The sequence below is a fragment of the Homoserinimonas flava genome (assembly GCF_054969005.1).
The window spans coordinates 407,468-423,115 of the sequence record NZ_JBUEQS010000003.1; the positions used below are offsets into that span (position 1 = coordinate 407,468).

At 64.7% G+C, this 15,648-nt stretch carries 20 protein-coding genes; 7 read left to right on the forward strand and 13 right to left on the reverse strand.

Going from position 1 to position 15,648, the window contains the following annotated elements; genetic code table 11:
- Window positions 1-69 precede the first annotated feature (69 nt).
- The 4 genes from ACY48M_RS10760 (at window position 70) to ACY48M_RS10775 (ending at window position 3,591) form a co-directional block, all read left to right on the forward strand.
- Window positions 70-1,368: an acyl-CoA dehydrogenase family protein gene (locus ACY48M_RS10760; RefSeq protein ID WP_462820284.1), complete on the forward strand. Its 1,299-nt coding sequence runs from the start codon at window positions 70-72 to the stop codon at window positions 1,366-1,368.
- Complete coding sequence (locus tag ACY48M_RS10765) at window positions 1,365-2,015, forward strand: nuclear transport factor 2 family protein (RefSeq protein ID WP_462820285.1); 651 nt, start codon at window positions 1,365-1,367, stop codon at window positions 2,013-2,015. Before ACY48M_RS10760 ends, ACY48M_RS10765 begins: the two co-directional genes overlap by 4 nt.
- A 95-nt stretch (window positions 2,016-2,110) precedes the next feature.
- Window positions 2,111-2,788 (forward strand): TetR/AcrR family transcriptional regulator, encoded by a 678-nt coding sequence (locus tag ACY48M_RS10770; protein ID WP_462820286.1) that lies wholly within the window; start codon window positions 2,111-2,113, stop codon window positions 2,786-2,788.
- A 104-nt stretch (window positions 2,789-2,892) separates the two neighbouring features.
- A complete protein-coding gene (locus tag ACY48M_RS10775; RefSeq protein ID WP_462820287.1) occupies window positions 2,893-3,591 on the forward strand; it encodes a TetR/AcrR family transcriptional regulator in 699 nt (232 codons plus the stop codon).
- 17 nt (window positions 3,592-3,608) lie between these two features.
- On the opposite strand, the gene ACY48M_RS10780 is transcribed toward ACY48M_RS10775, so the two are convergent.
- From ACY48M_RS10780 to ACY48M_RS10795, 4 genes are all read right to left on the reverse strand, one after another.
- Complete coding sequence (locus ACY48M_RS10780; protein ID WP_462820288.1) at window positions 3,609-4,130, reverse strand: hypothetical protein; 522 nt, start codon at window positions 4,128-4,130, stop codon at window positions 3,609-3,611.
- The gene (locus tag ACY48M_RS10785; protein ID WP_462820289.1) at window positions 4,130-5,581 is read right to left on the reverse strand and encodes an acyl-CoA dehydrogenase family protein; all 1,452 of its coding nucleotides are present in this window, start codon (window positions 5,579-5,581) and stop codon (window positions 4,130-4,132) included. Before ACY48M_RS10785 ends, ACY48M_RS10780 begins: the two co-directional genes overlap by 1 nt.
- Before the next feature lie 101 nt (window positions 5,582-5,682).
- Window positions 5,683-6,231: a flavin reductase family protein gene (locus ACY48M_RS10790; protein ID WP_462820290.1), complete on the reverse strand. Its 549-nt coding sequence runs from the start codon at window positions 6,229-6,231 to the stop codon at window positions 5,683-5,685.
- Window positions 6,232-6,388: 157 nt separating this feature from the next.
- Window positions 6,389-6,997, reverse strand: coding sequence for a TetR/AcrR family transcriptional regulator (locus ACY48M_RS10795; RefSeq protein WP_462820291.1), 609 nt, complete (start codon window positions 6,995-6,997; stop codon window positions 6,389-6,391).
- A 116-nt stretch (window positions 6,998-7,113) separates the two neighbouring features.
- On the opposite strand from ACY48M_RS10795, the gene ACY48M_RS10800 reads away from it, so the two are divergent.
- From ACY48M_RS10800 to ACY48M_RS10810, 3 genes are read left to right on the forward strand one after another with little or no spacing between them, the layout of a single operon-like run.
- The gene (locus tag ACY48M_RS10800) at window positions 7,114-7,887 is read left to right on the forward strand and encodes an alpha/beta fold hydrolase (protein ID WP_462820292.1); all 774 of its coding nucleotides are present in this window, start codon (window positions 7,114-7,116) and stop codon (window positions 7,885-7,887) included.
- A complete protein-coding gene (locus ACY48M_RS10805; protein ID WP_462820293.1) occupies window positions 7,884-8,579 on the forward strand; it encodes an esterase/lipase family protein in 696 nt (231 codons plus the stop codon). Before ACY48M_RS10800 ends, ACY48M_RS10805 begins: the two co-directional genes overlap by 4 nt.
- Window positions 8,580-8,598: 19 nt before the next feature.
- On the forward strand, window positions 8,599-9,645 hold the full coding sequence (locus tag ACY48M_RS10810) for a YihY/virulence factor BrkB family protein (RefSeq protein ID WP_462820294.1): 1,047 nt from the start codon (window positions 8,599-8,601) through the stop codon (window positions 9,643-9,645).
- 27 nt (window positions 9,646-9,672) lie between these two features.
- On the opposite strand, the gene ACY48M_RS10815 is transcribed toward ACY48M_RS10810, so the two are convergent.
- From ACY48M_RS10815 to ACY48M_RS10855, 9 genes are all read right to left on the reverse strand, one after another.
- Complete coding sequence (locus ACY48M_RS10815; RefSeq protein ID WP_462820295.1) at window positions 9,673-9,960, reverse strand: HU family DNA-binding protein; 288 nt, start codon at window positions 9,958-9,960, stop codon at window positions 9,673-9,675.
- Between the two features lie 131 nt (window positions 9,961-10,091).
- Window positions 10,092-10,397, reverse strand: coding sequence for a 30S ribosomal protein S14 (gene rpsN, locus ACY48M_RS10820; protein WP_462820296.1), 306 nt, complete (start codon window positions 10,395-10,397; stop codon window positions 10,092-10,094).
- Between the two features lie 3 nt (window positions 10,398-10,400).
- Window positions 10,401-10,568: a 50S ribosomal protein L33 gene (gene rpmG / locus ACY48M_RS10825; RefSeq protein ID WP_462820297.1), complete on the reverse strand. Its 168-nt coding sequence runs from the start codon at window positions 10,566-10,568 to the stop codon at window positions 10,401-10,403.
- Window positions 10,568-10,804, reverse strand: a complete 237-nt coding sequence (gene rpmB, locus ACY48M_RS10830) for a 50S ribosomal protein L28 (RefSeq protein WP_123044529.1) — start codon at window positions 10,802-10,804, stop codon at window positions 10,568-10,570. Before rpmB ends, rpmG begins: the two co-directional genes overlap by 1 nt.
- A gap of 151 nt (window positions 10,805-10,955) precedes the next feature.
- Entirely contained in the window at window positions 10,956-11,372 is a 417-nt protein-coding gene (locus ACY48M_RS10835; protein ID WP_462820298.1) for a Fur family transcriptional regulator, read from the reverse strand.
- The gene (locus ACY48M_RS10840) at window positions 11,369-12,265 is read right to left on the reverse strand and encodes a metal ABC transporter permease (protein WP_462820547.1); all 897 of its coding nucleotides are present in this window, start codon (window positions 12,263-12,265) and stop codon (window positions 11,369-11,371) included. Before ACY48M_RS10840 ends, ACY48M_RS10835 begins: the two co-directional genes overlap by 4 nt.
- Window positions 12,262-13,086, reverse strand: coding sequence for a metal ABC transporter ATP-binding protein (locus ACY48M_RS10845; protein ID WP_462820299.1), 825 nt, complete (start codon window positions 13,084-13,086; stop codon window positions 12,262-12,264). Before ACY48M_RS10845 ends, ACY48M_RS10840 begins: the two co-directional genes overlap by 4 nt.
- A 43-nt stretch (window positions 13,087-13,129) precedes the next feature.
- Window positions 13,130-14,167 (reverse strand): metal ABC transporter solute-binding protein, Zn/Mn family, encoded by a 1,038-nt coding sequence (locus ACY48M_RS10850; RefSeq protein ID WP_462820300.1) that lies wholly within the window; start codon window positions 14,165-14,167, stop codon window positions 13,130-13,132.
- A gap of 119 nt (window positions 14,168-14,286) precedes the next feature.
- Window positions 14,287-15,597 carry a dihydrolipoamide acetyltransferase family protein gene (locus ACY48M_RS10855; RefSeq protein ID WP_462820301.1) on the reverse strand — a complete coding sequence of 437 codons (1,311 nt, stop codon included), beginning with the start codon at window positions 15,595-15,597 and terminating at the stop codon, window positions 14,287-14,289.
- Window positions 15,598-15,648: the final 51 nt, after the last annotated feature.

Consider the following 15,648-nt stretch of genomic DNA (forward strand, 5'->3'; position numbering starts at 1 on the left):
TATGATACGTATGAATCCACACGCGTGCGCTCCGCACATCCTGGGGGTTCGAATCAAAGGAGATCCCACGTGACCAATGACCGTCCCGGACCGCCGCCAGAGGCGCCCGCCGGCCCAGTAGAACCCGTCGCCGCTCGGTACCTCACCCCGCAGGGCGTGAGCATGGCAGCTGAGATCGAAAAGATCCTGCCAACCATTCGCGAGCTCGCCCCACAGTCCGAGATCGATGGGCGGCTCTCGCCCGAGGTCATCAAGGCACTGACCGAGATCGGCATTTACAAGTCAGTTGCGCCCATCGAATACGGCGGATACGCCCTCGGCGCCCGCGATCTTGCCGAGATCGCCATCGCACTCGGACGTGGCGATGCCTCTGCCGGGTGGACGTTCTTCGTCGCCTGCAGCCTCCGCATGGTGACCTCGTTCCCGAAGCCGCTCGTTGACGACCTGTACAGCCGTTTGGAGTCGCACACGGGACCACTCGCGGCGGGTGGCTCGACCTTCGCTGCGATCACCGGCACCGCCACTCGCGTGGACGGCGGCTGGCAGGTCGAGGGCAAGTGGACCTACACCTCGGGCAACCACGACGCGGCCTGGCTGTTTGGCGGTGTCGCCTGGACCGACGGCGATCGCTCGGGTCACGCCATCGTGATGATGGAGCCCTCCGAGCTGGAGCCACTCGACGACTGGCATGTCTCCGGAATGGCCGCCTCCGACTCGAACTCTGTCGTCACGCCAAAGCCGATGTTCGTGCCTGACACCCGTTTCGTCGACATGGCGCAGCTTCCCATGCACATGAACTCGGTGGCAGAACGCTTCGAGGGGCTGGCCTATCAGGCTCGGGCCCGCGCCTCGATGCTCACCGTCGCAACCCAGAACATCGCGATCCTCGTTGGTATGGCTGAGGGCGCCTTCGAGGTCTTCGCTGACCTCGCCCAGAAGCGCAAGCCGTTCAGCCCGCCGTACCCCTCGATCGCCGAGATGCCATCGGCACAGGTTGCCGCGGGCAAGGCGCGAGCGATGATCAACATCGCGAAGGCAACCCTGCTGCAGTACACCGATCAGATCGATCACTACGCAACGACCGGTGGCGACTTCAGCGCGGATGCCGAAGCTCAGGGCTCAATGGATCTCGCCTACGCCGGTGCCCTGTGCCAGGAGTCGATCAACCTCGGGCTCAGGATCATCGGATCGTCGGCAATGGCGCTCTCAAATCCGCTCCAGCGCTACTCCCGCGACGCGCAGGTCATTCTGTCGCACGGCGCACTGCGTCAGGAGTCTTTGGCCGAGATCACCGGTCGCCGCCTCCTCGGCCAAGCGCCGTTCGACATGTTCGCAGCTGGCCTGCAGAATAAGGCCCCGTCGAAGTGACAGCGGATGTCAAAGCCGTCGCCATCGAGCGTCTGAGCACGTACCTCGAAACGTTCACGCCCGAGTTCATCATCGCCGAAGATGATCTCGTCACGGTGGCTGTTCACGAAGACCGCGGAGACGCTGGGGACTTCTTCACGTTCTACACCTTCCGTGTCACCGATGGAGTGATCACGGAGGAGTGGAACAACGATGCCATCGGGTCCGCTCCGATCGGTTCGGGCGTCCCGAACCCGGATCGCGCTCCTGTCGAAGTCGGGCAGGGCGATCCGAAGGTGAACAAGCGGGTCGTTGCGGACTTCTACCGCTGCGTCTTCGATGCGCACAACGCCGATGCTGTTCGTGACTTCGTCGCAGAAGATTACGCGCAGCACACGACGCACTTGCCAGAGGGCCGGGCGGGCCTCGAGGGCTTCGTTCGCTCCATATTTCCTGATGGCGCAATTGAGACTCCCGAGACGGCGAGCATCCCTCCCGCAATCCTCATGGGAGAGGGAGAGCTCGTTGTCATCGCTGCTGGCATTCCCCAGTCGACACCAAGCGGGGACATGAAGCTGCGGTACCTCTATGACGCCTACCGGGTGCGCGACGGGCTCCTTGCCGAGCACTGGAGCGGCGTCGACCCCGCAAATCCAAGCGGAATGTAGTTGGTGAGCGGCCGCATCTCGGCGATTGGCGAGATGTGGCCGCTTCTCACCTGTACTGTACGGTGTTGGCCAGACGATGACGTTGAGGAGGAGCCATGCCGCAACCGCACCCACACGGCACGACGACGAAGCACGATGCAATCCTCGACGCTGCCGCTGAAATCCTGCTCGCGAACGGGTTTGACGGCACATCGATGTCAGCCGTCGCCGTCAAGGCCGGAGTGTCAAAGACAACGGTCTACGCTCACTTCGCAGACAAGGGCAAGCTGTTCCACGCCGTCATGGTGCACGCGTCGGCGGCCCTGCTTCCCAACCTCGAAAAGGCCCTCGATCCTCTCCCGGATCTCAGCAGCACACAGCGGCTCACGGTCGCCCTCACCGAGGTGCTTCGTGCTGCAACGTCTCCGGAACTCATCGCCTTCTTCCGCGTGCTCATCGCTGAGCAGGGGCGTCGCGGCGAGCTCCGCGACGCGCTCAAGCAGGCTCGAACCGAGATGGATACGCCGACCGTGATCGAGATCCTCTCGCCCTTCCTCATCGCCGCGACGGAGGAGCGGGGCGTGACGCTTGCAGATCCCGACCTGTTGTCGGTTTTTCTGCTTCGATTGGCAGCGCCGACATTCCAGTTCGACATGCTCACGAGCGATTTTGTGCCCTCCGAAGAGCTTCTCCACCTCCACGCAGAACTGGTGGTGCGCGTCTTCCTCGACGGAGTGCTCCCCCTTGGTGACTCGACAGATTCGGTGCCCTTCGGCTACGCGAACTACCCGTAAGGCTCAACATTTGAGCGCGATCGCTCCGGCGTGAACTGGACTGGTCAGTGTAGGTTTGGTTCGTCACCACGGGGTGCGAGGCGACACGAAGACGAGGAGAAGCGATGTCGCAATCACGCGCGAGCAACAAGCGGTCGAAGCGCGACGCAATCCACGCCGCGGCGGTGGAGCTGGTGCTCGCAAACGGCTTCGACGGCACGTCGATGGATGCTGTCGCCGCGAAGGCCGGCGTCTCCAAGACGACCGTATACGCCCACTTCACCGACAAGGTAGACCTCTTCCGCGCAGTGATGGCGCATGCCTCGTCAACGCTCGTGCCTCGGCTGCGCATCGCGCTCGACCTCATCCCAGATCTCAGCACCGAACAGCGCCTCACCATCGCGCTGACCGAGGTCGTCCGTGCCGCGACAGCGCCCGAGCTCGTCGCGTTCTTCCGCGTGCTCATCGCCGAGCATGAGCGTCGAAGCGAGCTCAAAGGCGTGCTCGACGTGGCGCGCAACGACGCTGGCACCCCGAGCGTCGTCGAGATTCTTTCACCGTTCCTGGTCGCCGTGGCCGAGGAGCGCAAAGTGACGCTGTCAGACCCGGACCAGTGGTCGATCTTCTTGCTGAGACTGGCAGCACCAACGCTGCAGTTCGACATTCTCTCGTCGCCATTCACACCGAGTGATGAACTCATTGAGATCCACGTGCGCCTCGTGGTGCACGTCTTTCTCAATGGGGCATTCCCGGGCGAGGGAATGACGGCGTCGATCCCCCACGGATACGAGACGTACCCGTGGGGGCCGGCGTTCGAGCGCTAACTGGCTCGCTTCCCCGCTTAGAGCTGCGGCACCCCTGGTGGCATCTTGCGCATGGTCGTCCAGTGCTCGACGAACTGGAGGTTGCGCACCCGGAAGGTGGTGATCATGTACCACTTGTAGGTCTTGCCCGGTTCGACCGGGTCAGGCAACGGCATGCTCATCATGATGGTCGCAAGCTCACCATCGACCGACACTGAGACGACGGGCGGTGGCACCACTCCGGTGTCGGTCGGCACCATCTTGAAGTACTCGATGAGAGCGTCGCGGCCATCGCCGGGCGCGTTCGGGTCGTGCTGGATGTACCGCTCACCCGAAACGTACCGCTCCATGACCTCGGTGACGTTCTCTTGCACCGTGTTGTCACGCACGATCCTGGCCATGTCGGCCTCGAAGTCGACGCAGAGACGCTTGATGGCAGCGATCTCCGGCGAAGGATGCGCGGCAACTGCCTCCTTGAAGTCCTCGCGGTCGATCCAAGTGGAGTAGAGCTCTGGGTTGTGGATCTCGGCGACGCCGCCAACGATCTCGAAGTCGTTCACTAGTTCTCCTTGTTGTTTGGAAAGGCACCGGGAAAATCCGGAGGAGTGCCTGGCATGTCCGGGAGGTTGCCGGGCATGGGGGGAAGGTTGCCCATGTCCGGGAGATTGCCAGGCATGGGAGGAAGGTTGCCAGGGGCTCCATGGGTTTCAGCGCGGCGTTCTGGCACAGCGCCACCAAACATGGCGAACGGGGGCTGCCCGAGAAGCCGGCGACCGTTGATTTCGGCCTGAGGATCGAGGCGAATAGCCCCGTGAGAGGTGAGCACGCGGGCATCCCGAGCAAAACGCTGGATCGGGTTGCTGAGCACAACGGTCGACGAGCCGAGCGTCCTCTGCAGGAGGATGATGGCGTCTTCACACAGGTTGGCTGCATAGGCCAGAGCCAGGCTGATTCTGCTCTCTTCTTCGTGGGAGAAGTCGAGGCCCTCTGCAGCGCGAGCATCAACCTGATCGGCGATGCCCTCGACGGTTGCCGCCGAAACGTCAATCATTGCGAGCGCCTTGCCTGCTGCAACCTGCGCGCTCACCATTTCAGAAACGGTGGGGTACGGAAGGCTGAACGGCTTGCGCTTGAGCGCCTGCTCCGAGAAGCAGCTCAGCGTGCCCCGCGCCATACCGATGTTGATTGCCACATTGGCGAGCGCCACCGAGATAAGCAGTGCGGTGCCGCGCTGCTGGTAGGCCGGGCCGGTGTAGCGCTCGTGAAGGTGCTGGAAGCGAAGCGGGTACTCCGAGAGGTCGATGTAGCGACGCTCTGGAACGAACACCTCGTCGGTGACCTTGAGGCTGTTGCTCGCGGAGCCAGACAGACCAGCAACGTGCCAGTCATCCACGATCTCGTATTGGTCGCGCTCGAGGAGCACGGCGGCACGGCCAGAGCCCTGATGCGTCGACGGGTCGTATTCGATGCCGACCAGAGCCCACCGCGCGTGCTTGCAACCGCTGCCGAAGGCCCAGCGGCCCGAAACCATCCAGCCACCATCGACCCGGCGACCACTGCCGACATTGGTCGCAAACACCGAGGCACCCACGATTGCAGGGCCGACCCAGTTTTCGGTGTCGATGCGGACTTCTTCGACAACCTCGTCATCAAGCGCCAGAAGGTTCTTCACGCCGACGCCGACGAACGATGCCCAGCCGGCCGATCCGTCGCCTTCGCCGAGCGCTGCGACGACCTCAATGAGGTCACGGGTGCCAAGAGCAGAGCCACCCCACTCGTACGGCATGCTCATCTTGTAGATGCCGGCCTCGTTGAGCGCCTCAAGCACGCGCGGCGTCAATGATCCGATGCGCTCGCCCTCAGCGGCATCCTCGCGAATGAGGGGGATAAGTTCGCGCACACGATCGCGAATCTCGCGACCAGCATCGGTAAGCCACGGGGATTCGATAGAACCGACCGGGGCAGTGGGAAAGGGGGGCGGCGGCATTACAGCGCCTGCGGGTTGATTCATTGCAATCTCCTAGTGCTTGTCAAAACGACAGTGTTTCGTTTCTATTCGGGATAGATGGGGGGTGCTCTTGCTCAGCACGCCCACGAGGTCTTACGGCGTGGTCATCCGATTGCCTCGGCGGGGTCAAGCTGAAACCACTGCCGATTCACATACGCGAGCGGCTTGCGGTTCGGATCTTCGTCGATCTCAGCATCGAGCACGCCCACGACGACAAGGGTGGAGCCCCCCATGCGCAGCGTGGTCACGACCTCGCCCCGAAGACGGTTCGCCGGACCACAGAAGTAGGGCTCGCCTGTCGGCAATGTCGACCAAGAATCGCGATCGGCGAAGCGATCGATTCCGCTGGTGGCACCGAGACGAGCGAGATCCAGGTCGTCTGCCGAGAGCATGTGAATCACGAGCGTCGATGCGTCGCGCAACACGCCGGCAGCTGACGACATGTCTGATAGCGAGAACGCGACGAGCGGCGGCTGGGCACTGAGGGAGATGAAACTCGTCGCGGTCAGCGCGACCGGTCCGTGCGGCCCGGCCGCAGTGACGATCACGACTCCAGCCGGATGGTGGCGAAGCGCCAGCTTGTAGCGGTCGGGGCCGATGCCCCGCCCCGGGGCCTCGTCCACGCGCTCGGTCGCGACTACCTGTGTGCTCATCAATCGCTTCCCGTCGACATTGACCAAATCCAACGAAACAAAAGTGTTTCGATGGAGACGATAGTGCTCTCCGCGAGAGATGGCAAGCTCGACCGCGCGCGCTCGCCCTCCTCAATGCAAAGTTTCAGGTGACGTCAATGCAAAGTGTCAGGTGACGTCAATGCAAAGTGTCAGGTGACGCCGCCCCTGGGCGGGCGCCGAGCACTGGCATCAGGATGGTGTCAACGAAGCCCTCAAGGTAACGACGATCGGGACTGCTGCCCTCAACGAGGTGTCGCGCGAGAAAGATCGACATCATCACATGATGGGTATAGCGCCTCGTCTGATCTGAAAGATCAATCTCGCGGCGTTCGACCGCACGGTCGAACACCCGGTCGAGCGGCGTCACCGCAGGCGCAGCCAGCTCCCGACGGATGGTCAATGCGAGCTGATCATCGCGCATCGACGCGTGCGTGAGGGCGGCAAGCAGCGCCAACTCGGATTCGGCCAGCGAGGCGAGCTGTCCGACGACAGCCGCGAGGTCACCCCGGAGTGTCCCCGTATTCGGAACGTCTGGCACGTTGGGGCGACGAGCCTGCAGCGCCGCTGCGACCAATCCAGACTTGCCATTCCACTGTCGATACAGCGTCGCGGTGCTGCACCGTGCCCTCGCCGCGACGGCGGGCATCGCGAGCCCCTGATAGCCCTCCTCTTCGAGCAGCACCAGCGCAGCGTCGAGGATCTCTGACTCCCGCTCCGAAGAGAGGCGTCGTCGATGATTCTCCATGCGCTGCGGCTACCCCTCTGGTTGACGTCGAAGCAGACTCTACCGTCGGGGGCGAACGCGACCAAGCCTCAGGCGTCGCGCTCGGCGCTCCCATCCTTCGCGCGTACGCTCTCCCCATGCCTACCATCCGCACCCGAGTGACCGTCGAACAGCTCGACGTCGATGTCTTCTCCTCCCCCGAAGTACCGCGTGGTCATGTCGTGGTGCTCATTCACGGAATCGGGATGTCGCACCGCTACTTTGCGCGGCTGCAGGCCCGCCTGGCGGCAACCGCGACGGTGCATGCCATCGACCTGCCGGGGTTCGGCTCGACCCCGCGACCCGAGCACGCCCTCGCGGTGGAGGATCACGCGCGCATCATCGGGGCGACGCTCGACACGCTGGCCGTCGCATCCGCCACCATTGTCGGCCATTCGATGGGTACCCAGTTCGCGATCGAGCTCGCCCGCCAGAGGCCAGAGCTTGTCGAGCGTCTCGTGCTCATGGGGCCCGTCGTTGACCCGCGCCGCCGCTCTGTGCTCCAGCAGGCGCTCGCCCTCACGCTCGACGGTCTGCGCGAACCCGTCGGCGCGAATGCGCTTGTCTTCAGCGACTACCTGCGCGCAGGCCCCCGCTGGTACTTGCAGACGCTGCCGACGATGATGGACTACCCCACTGAGCAGCGCATCCGCGATGTCGCCTGCCCTGTGCTGGTGCTCCGCGGTGAACACGATCCCGTCGCAAGCCCCGAGTTCTGCCGCCAGCTCGTCGCCGCAGCACCGGATGCCCGGCTCCTGCAGCTCGCGGGTCGAGCGCACGTGCTGCAGCACGCCGCCCCAGGGTCGGTCGCTGCAGCCATCACGCGCTTCACCGCCGAAACGTTCGCCCGGGCGATGCTGGACGACTCGTGATTCGGCGCGCCTTCTGGTGGTGGCTCGACTACGCGTATGCCGGGTGGTGGCAGGTGCGAAGCCTGCTGCCGGGGCCTCGGCCGTCACGCTTTGCCGACGGCGACCGGCGACCGGTCGTCATCATCCCCGGCATCTACGAGACGTGGCGGTTCATGCAGCCCATTGTCACGGCGTTGCATGACGCCGGCCACCCCGTTCACGTCATGACGGCGCTGCGCCACAACCGCAGGTCGGTCACCGTCTCCGCCTCCGTCATCGCCGACTACCTCGCGTCGCACGACCTGCGCGATGTCGTCATTGTCGCGCACAGCAAGGGCGGGCTCATCGGCAAATTCCTCATGCTCGATGAGGGGGTGGGTGAGCGCATCACATCGATGGTCGCAGTGTGCACGCCGTTCTTCGGTTCCCGCTACGCGCGCCTCATGCTCATGCCGAGCCTCCGTGCGTTCTCCCCTCGTGAGCCCACCACGCTGCACCTTTCGGAGGAGCGCGGCATCAACACGTGCATCCGATCCGTGTACGGGGTTTTCGATCCGCACATCCCGGAGGGCAGCGAGCTGCCGGGTGCCGACAACGTGCGCCTGCCTGTCGGCGGGCACTTTCGCATTCTCGGCGACCGCCGCACGGTCGAACTCGTGCTCGATGCGGCCGCCAACGGGGTGGGCCAGGGTCGCGCTGCAGGGCACGCCTAGAGTCGAAGGGGAGGTACCAATGGCGAAGCAGCGCACCGAATCGCACGGAATCAGCGTGCCGAGGCTTGTCGACATTGCCCCGGCGACGTGGGCGTATGCCGCAAAACGCAGCGTGCGCGAGTTTCTCGACGACGACTGCATCACCCTCGCCGCCGCGCTGACGTTCTATGCGCTCCTCTCCATCTTTCCCGCGCTCCTCGCCCTAGTCTCCACACTGGGCCTCTTCGGCCAGAGCGAGCGCATCGTGGATGTTTTCCTCGACATCATCAACACGCTGGCCACCCCCTCCGTCGTCGATGTCATCGAAGGCTTCCTCACCGAGCTCACAGAGTTTTCGGGTGCCGGCTTCGCCTTCGGTGTCGGAATCGCCGGCGCGCTCTGGACGGCATCCATCTACGTCAACGCGTTCGCCAGGGCCATGAATCGCATCTACGAGGTTGACGAGGGTCGCCCCCTCTGGATTCTGCGCCCGATCATGATCGGCATCACCCTCGCCATGCTGCTGATCGCGCTCATTGTGGCGTTCGTGCTCGTCGCATCCGGACCGGTCGCCCAGGCCATTGGCGCTGCACTCGGACTCGACGACACCGTTCTCGCGGTGTGGAATGTGGCCAGGTGGCCGGTGCTCGCCGTCGTCGCGGTGCTGCTCGTCGCCGTGCTCTATCACGCCACACCAAACGTGCGTCAGCCGAGGCGGCGGTGGCTGAGCCCCGGCGGCACCCTCGCGCTTGCAGCGTTATCGCTCGCGTCGCTCGGGTTCTTCTTCTACGTCTCGAACTTCGGCAACTACAACGCCACCTATGGCAGCCTCGGCGGCATCATCGTGCTGCTGCTCTGGCTTTGGATCGCGAACCTCTCGCTGCTCTTCGGTGCAGAGTTCGACGCCGAACTGGAGCGCGGCCGTCAACTCCAGGGCGGCATCGTCGCGGAGGAGCGCATCCAACTGCGCCGACGCGACACCCGTCAGATCGAGAAGACCCGGGACCGGGAGCAGAAACTGGTCGACCGCGGACGGGAAATCCGTGAACACCACGGGAACGACGAAGGCGCCCACCCCGAGGGGTGAGCGCCTTCGTGACAGGCTGGCGAGAAGTTACTTCGCGGCGGCCTTGAGCTTGCTACCAGCGGAAACCTTGACGCCGTAGCCGGCAGCGATCTGGATCGCCTCACCGGTGGAGGGGTTGCGGCCCGCGCGTGCGGCACGGTGGGTGCGCTCGAAGGAGACCCATCCGGGGATGGTGATCTTCGTGCCCTTGCCGACCTCTTCGGCGACCGTGTTGAAGAGGGCGTCGAGCGTGGAGTTGACGGCGGCCTGGCTCTGGCCGGAGGCAGCTGCGACAGCAGCGACGAGCTCAGTGCGGTTGAGTGACTTGTCAGCCATTTAGTAGTCCTCCTCGGACGTTGTGCTCTGCAGTACAAACATGGCTGCTCGTGAGAACAGTCGTTGTATCTCGATTGGTTGGCATGGAACTCAGAGTCGTCGTAGTGACTGCCCCGGTTTCCAGCCCGAACTTACCAGCTTGACTTGGTAATTCCAGGCAATTCGCCCCGGTGCGCCATGTCACGGAAGCGAACACGGGAGACGCCGAACTCGCGGAGGAATCCACGGGGACGACCATCGATCGCGTCACGGCCGCGGAGGCGGACGGGCGAGGCGTTGCGGGGGAGCTTCTGGAGACCCAGGCGGGCTGCCTCACGCTGCTCATCGGTCGAGGTCGGGTCGACCAGGGCCTTCTTCAGCTCGGCACGCTTTGCGGCGTACCGCGCAACGATGACCTTGCGCTGCTCGTTCTTGGCAATCATGCTCTTCTTCGCCATGGTTTAGCGCTCCTCACGGAATTCGACGTGCTTGCGGATGACAGGGTCATACTTCTTCAGCACGAGACGGTCGGGGTTGTTGCGGCGGTTCTTGCGGGTCACGTAGGTGTACCCGGTTCCAGCCGTGGAACGCAGCTTGATGATCGGACGGATGTCCTGTGCTTTTGCCATCAGATCTTCTCCCCACGTGCGAGCAGGTCCTTGACGACCGACTCGATGCCCCGAGCGTCAATCACCTTGATGCCCTTGGCGCTGAGCGTCAAGGTCACGTTGCGGCGAAGCGACGGAACGTAATACGTCTTCTTCTGCACGTTCGGGTCGAAGCGGCGCTTCGTGCGGCGGTGCGAATGTGAAATGTTGTGTCCGAAGCCGGGAACGGCTCCGGTCACCTGGCAGGTTGCTGCCATGGGTGCCCTCTTCTCGATACCGTAAGGCGGTCTGCCTTACCCAAGATCTCTTGTCGGCATGACCCAACACCCTGAAACTGCGTTTGGGTGGGAGATCACACTGTGAGCAGATTGCTCAACCTGAACATGGTACGCGGTGGGCGGCGTTTTCTCAAACCTGCGCGCCTGACGACGTCGCCTCCCGACCCGCCGCCGTGCACGCCGGGCACAGCCCGAAGACATCGACGACGTGCTCTGCCTCGGTATAGCCGTTCTGTGCCGCGACCGAGCGCGCCCACGATTCGACGGCATCCGCCTGGATTTCGACCGTGTCGCCGCAGCGACGGCAGATGAGGTGGTGGTGGTGGCCGGTCGAAGCGCACGCGCGATACAGGCTCTCGCCCTCGAGCTGGAGGCTGTCGGCCTCGCCATCACCGACGAGCTGGGTGAGGGCGCGGTAGACCGTGGCAAGCCCGATCGTGCTGCCGCCGTCGCGCAACGAGGCATACAGCGACTGCGCGCTCACGAATCCGCCGCCAGTGCCGAGCGCCTCGCGCACCGCCTCACGCTGCCAAGTGTTGCGCTTCATGCAGTCACCCCGTTCAGCGTGTTGCGCTGGGCGGCGCGGCGCCCACTGAGCCCGCGACGGTCGAGCTGCCACCCCACGAGACGGCACACGAGGTAGATCGCGAACGAGATGGTCGTGACGAACGGGCTGATCGGTAGGGCGCCGCCGAGCGAGAGCAGGATGCCGCCGACAACCGACACCACGGCAAAGATTACGCTGAGGATGGGGGTGATGAGCGGCGACGAGGTCACGCGCATGGCGGCGGCGGCCGGGGTCACCAGCAGCGCAAGCACGAGCAGCGCGCCAACGATCTGGATGCTGATGGCCGTCGCGAGACCGAGCAGCACCATGAAGGCGATCGAGATGCCCGTGACGGGCACGGCGCGGGCGGCCGCGACATCCGGGTCGACGCTCGCGAAGGTGAGGGGGCGCCACATGATGATGAGGCCGATGATGACTACGACGGCGATGGCGACGAGGAGGCCGAGCTGCGGGTTGTCGACTGACACGATCTGGCCCGTGAGGAGGCCGAACTTGTTGGCGGTGCGACCCTCGTAGAGGGCAAGAAAGAGTATGCCGAGCCCCAGCCCGAATGGCATCATGACGCCGACGATGGAGTTGCGTTCGCGTGCGCGTGCCCCGAGAATCCCGATGATGAGCGCGGCGGCGAGCGACCCGCCGATCGACCCGGCGACGACGTTGATGCCAAGCAGGAGCGCTGCGGCCGCGCCCGCAAACGAGAGTTCGCTGATGCCGTGCACCGCGAAGGCGAGGTCACGGCTCATGACGAAGGGCCCGATGAGGCCGCCGACGATGCCGAGCACGGCGCCCGCGATGATGGAGTTGCGCACGAGGTAGAGCAGGTCACCGTAGTCGGTGAAATCGAAGAGTTGCGCCCACAGGTCGGGGTTCATCGCAGCCACGCTTCATCGTGGTGGTGTTCGAGGTGGTCGTGCACACCGTAGCCCTCCGGCGCCCCGAGCACGGCAACGCGACCGCGGGTGCGAATGACCTCGATGGGGGTGCCGTACATGTATGAGAGCACTTCGGAGCGCAGCACCTCCGACGGGGTGCCAACCCGGAAGCGCCCGCCAGCGAGATAGAGCACCCGATCGACCTTGTCGAGGATGGGGTTCACATCGTGGGTGACGAAAACGACGGCGGCCCCGGTGTCGCGGCGCTGCTCATCGATGAGGTCGCTCACGACCTGCTGATGGTTGAGGTCGAGTGAGCTGAGCGGCTCATCGCAGAGCAACAGTTCGGGGCGGCCGGCGACCGCCTGGCCGACGCGGATGCGCTGCTGTTCCCCGCCCGAGAGCATCGCGACCGGAACGTTCGCAAACGCCGTTGCCCCGACGCTCGCGAGCACCTCATCGACCCGGCGGCGCGTGGTGGCGGAGGTCACGGGCAAACCCCAGCGGTGGCCATCGACGCCGAGCGTGACGAGGTCGCGGGCGCGCAGTGGCGTGCCCTGCTCGATGAGTTTCTGCTGCGGGATGTAGCCGATGCCGAGGCTTCCGCGGCGCACCGGTTCCCCCTTCAGCGTGATGGTGCCGGAGGTGAGTTCGCGCTGCCCGAGGATCGCCTTGAGCAGGCTCGTCTTGCCGGTGCCGTTCGGGCCGAGCACGGCCACAAACTCCCCCGGCTGCACGTCGAGCGTGAGTTTGCTCCACAGCATGCGGTCGCCGAAGGCGAGCGTCGCGGAGCGCAAGCTCAGCACTGGCTGCTCGGTCATGGTGTCCTTGTTGGTGGTGGGTGCTCGCTGGGCACCCGCGCCGCTACTGCAGGGCGGCGTCGATCGCGTCGATGGTCTCGCCCATCCAGTCGAGGTAGCTGGTGTCATCCGGCAGGGTCTCGGCGATCACGACCACCGGAATCCCTTCGGCCTCGGCAAGCGCAAGGAGCTGCTCAGTCTCGGCGCCGGCAGTCTGCCCATTGTATGCGAGCAGTTGCACGGTGCCCTCCTCGAGCAGAGCCCGGGTTTCGAGCAGCACGGCGGGCGCGACATCCGTGCCGTTCTCAATCGCACTGCTGAACGCTTCGGGGGTCGCGTTGACGAGGCCGAGTTCTTCGAAAAGCAGCAGGGGCGCCGGTTCCGTGACCGCGACAGACACGCCGCCGTGGATGTCACGGAGCTCATGCACCCGCTCGATGAGGTCGTCGATGCCGGCGGTGAAGGCTGCAGCGTTCTCCTCATAGGCCTCGGACCCTTCGGGGTCGAGCTCCCCGAGGTGGTGCGCGATCTCGTCCGCCAGCAGCGCCACCGTCTCAAGGCTGTACCAGACGTGCTCGTTGCCGTCGCCGTGGGCGTGGTCATCGTCGGCTGTTTCGTCTTCGGCGTGCTCGTCCTCGGCATGCTCGTCATCGGCGTGCTCATCCTCGGCATGCTCGTCATCGGCGTGCTCGTCGTCAGCATGCTCATCTTCGGCGTGCTCATGCGCCTCTTCATCAGGAAAGAGCCCCGAGATTGCGGTTGCCGTGAGCACGTCCGGCTCGGTGTCGATGGCCGAGAGCATGGTGTCGATGAAGGGGTCGAACCCTCCACCGTTTTCGATCACGAGGTCGGCGCGGGAGAGCGCGAGCTGGTCCCGCGCGGTCGCTTCGTAGCTGTGGGGGTCTTGTGCGGTGCCGGAGATGATGCTCGTCACGGTCGCGCGGTCACCGGCGATCGTGGCGGCGATGTCGCCGTAGACATCGGTGGAGGCGACGATGCTGAGTTCGTCGTCAGCCGATGAGGTGCTCGGTGCGCAGCCGGCAAGAGCGAGCGCGGTTGCGCCGCTGACGACAATGGCGATGGTGCGGATGGTGCCCTTCATGTGGAAGGTTCCCTGTCTAGCTCGATGACTGTGGCTCGGTGCGGCCGAGCACAACGCTAAAGCTATTGATAACCATTGTCAAAACGGTCACCAGCTGCCGAAGGTCGCCAGCCGCCGAATCAGTCGAGCAGGAGGGCAGGCTCCTCGATGATGCTCGCGACGTCGGCAAGGAACCGGCTCGCAACATCCCCATCGACCACTCGGTGGTCAAAGCTCGCCCCGAGGGTCGTCACAAACCGCGGGCGCACCTCGCCGTCGACCACCCACGGCTTCTGCTTGATGGTGCCGAGGGCGACGATGCCGACCTCGCCGGGGTTGAGGATCGGCGTGCCCGTGTCCATGCCAAAGACGCCGATGTTCGTCACCGTGATGGTGCCGTTTGCCATGTCGCTCGGCTGCAGTTTGCCGTCGCGCGCCACATTCGTCATCGACTCGATCGCCTGCGCGAGGTCGCGCAGCGAAAGCTCCTGCGCATCCTTGATGTTCGGCACGACGAGCCCGCGCGGGGTTGCCGCCGCGAACCCGAAGTTCACGTAGTGATGCACAATGATCTGCTCGTCGGTCCACGTCGAGTTCACGGTGGGGTTGCGGCGCACCGCCCAAATCATGGCCTTCGCCATGACGAGCATGGGGGAGACCTTGACGCCCGCGAAGTCGGGGGAGTTCTTGAGGCGCTTCACGAATTCCATCGTGCGCGTCGCATCCACATCGACGAACACCCCGACGTGCGGCGCCGTGAAGGCACTCTTCACCATGCCGGTCGCGATCGCCTTGCGCACACCCTTGACTGGGATGTACTCCTCACGGTCGCTGCCCCATGCCGGCGTCTCGATGTTGCGGAACACGCTCGCCTGCGACGCTTCGCGCACCACGTCTTCACGCGTGATCTCGCCAGCCAGCCCCGTCGGATTCACAGTCGACAGCTCCACCCCGAGATCTTTGGCGAGCTTGCGGATCGGCGGCTTCGCGATGACGGATGCCGCGGCCGCAGCCGGCACGCGCGATGGGCGCACTGGCGCAGAGGCAGAGGGTGAGCGGTTGCGGCGCGAACTCACATGCCCCTTCAGCCCGTAGCCCACGAGAACCGCGCCTGGGGCATCATCGGCACGCTCGCGGGAGATGGTGTCGGCGGTGTCGGCAACCGTCTCTGCCGAAGCATCCGGGGCCTGATCTGGAGCCTCCGCTTCGCCGTCGGTCGCGACGGAAATGATGGGCGTGCCGACATCGACCGTGGCACCCTCATCGACGAGCACGGCGCGCACGATGCCGCTGAAGGGCGACGGCAGCTCGACGATCGACTTCGCCGTCTCGATCTCCACGATGACCTGGTTCACCGTCACGGTGTCGCCCGCTTTGACCCGCCACGAGACGATCTCGGCCTCGGTGAGGCCCTCGCCGACGTCGGGGAGGAGAAATTCTGAGGTGCTCACGGTGGTCCTTGTCTTGATGCCCGGCCGGCGTGTGGGCGCCGGGTCGGGCGA

Excerpts from the sequence above, each read along its gene's own strand:
- ACY48M_RS10770 (WP_462820286.1), top strand. The coding sequence starts at position 2,111 with ATGCCGCAACCGCACCCACACGGCACGACGACGAAGCACGATGCAATC.
- ACY48M_RS10775 (WP_462820287.1), top strand. The coding sequence starts at position 2,893 with ATGTCGCAATCACGCGCGAGCAACAAGCGGTCGAAGCGCGACGCAATC.
- ACY48M_RS10785 (WP_462820289.1), bottom strand. The coding sequence starts at position 5,581 with ATGAATCAACCCGCAGGCGCTGTAATGCCGCCGCCCCCCTTTCCCACT.
- ACY48M_RS10790 (WP_462820290.1), bottom strand. The coding sequence starts at position 6,231 with ATGAGCACACAGGTAGTCGCGACCGAGCGCGTGGACGAGGCCCCGGGG.
- ACY48M_RS10795 (WP_462820291.1), bottom strand. The coding sequence starts at position 6,997 with ATGGAGAATCATCGACGACGCCTCTCTTCGGAGCGGGAGTCAGAGATC.
- ACY48M_RS10800 (WP_462820292.1), top strand. The coding sequence starts at position 7,114 with ATGCCTACCATCCGCACCCGAGTGACCGTCGAACAGCTCGACGTCGAT.
- ACY48M_RS10810 (WP_462820294.1), top strand. The coding sequence starts at position 8,599 with ATGGCGAAGCAGCGCACCGAATCGCACGGAATCAGCGTGCCGAGGCTT.
- ACY48M_RS10815 (WP_462820295.1), bottom strand. The coding sequence starts at position 9,960 with ATGGCTGACAAGTCACTCAACCGCACTGAGCTCGTCGCTGCTGTCGCA.
- rpsN (WP_462820296.1), bottom strand. The coding sequence starts at position 10,397 with ATGGCGAAGAAGAGCATGATTGCCAAGAACGAGCAGCGCAAGGTCATC.
- rpmG (WP_462820297.1), bottom strand. The coding sequence starts at position 10,568 with ATGGCAAAAGCACAGGACATCCGTCCGATCATCAAGCTGCGTTCCACG.
- rpmB (WP_123044529.1), bottom strand. The coding sequence starts at position 10,804 with ATGGCAGCAACCTGCCAGGTGACCGGAGCCGTTCCCGGCTTCGGACAC.
- ACY48M_RS10835 (WP_462820298.1), bottom strand. The coding sequence starts at position 11,372 with ATGAAGCGCAACACTTGGCAGCGTGAGGCGGTGCGCGAGGCGCTCGGC.
- ACY48M_RS10840 (WP_462820547.1), bottom strand. The coding sequence starts at position 12,265 with ATGAACCCCGACCTGTGGGCGCAACTCTTCGATTTCACCGACTACGGT.
- ACY48M_RS10845 (WP_462820299.1), bottom strand. The coding sequence starts at position 13,086 with ATGACCGAGCAGCCAGTGCTGAGCTTGCGCTCCGCGACGCTCGCCTTC.
- ACY48M_RS10850 (WP_462820300.1), bottom strand. The coding sequence starts at position 14,167 with ATGAAGGGCACCATCCGCACCATCGCCATTGTCGTCAGCGGCGCAACC.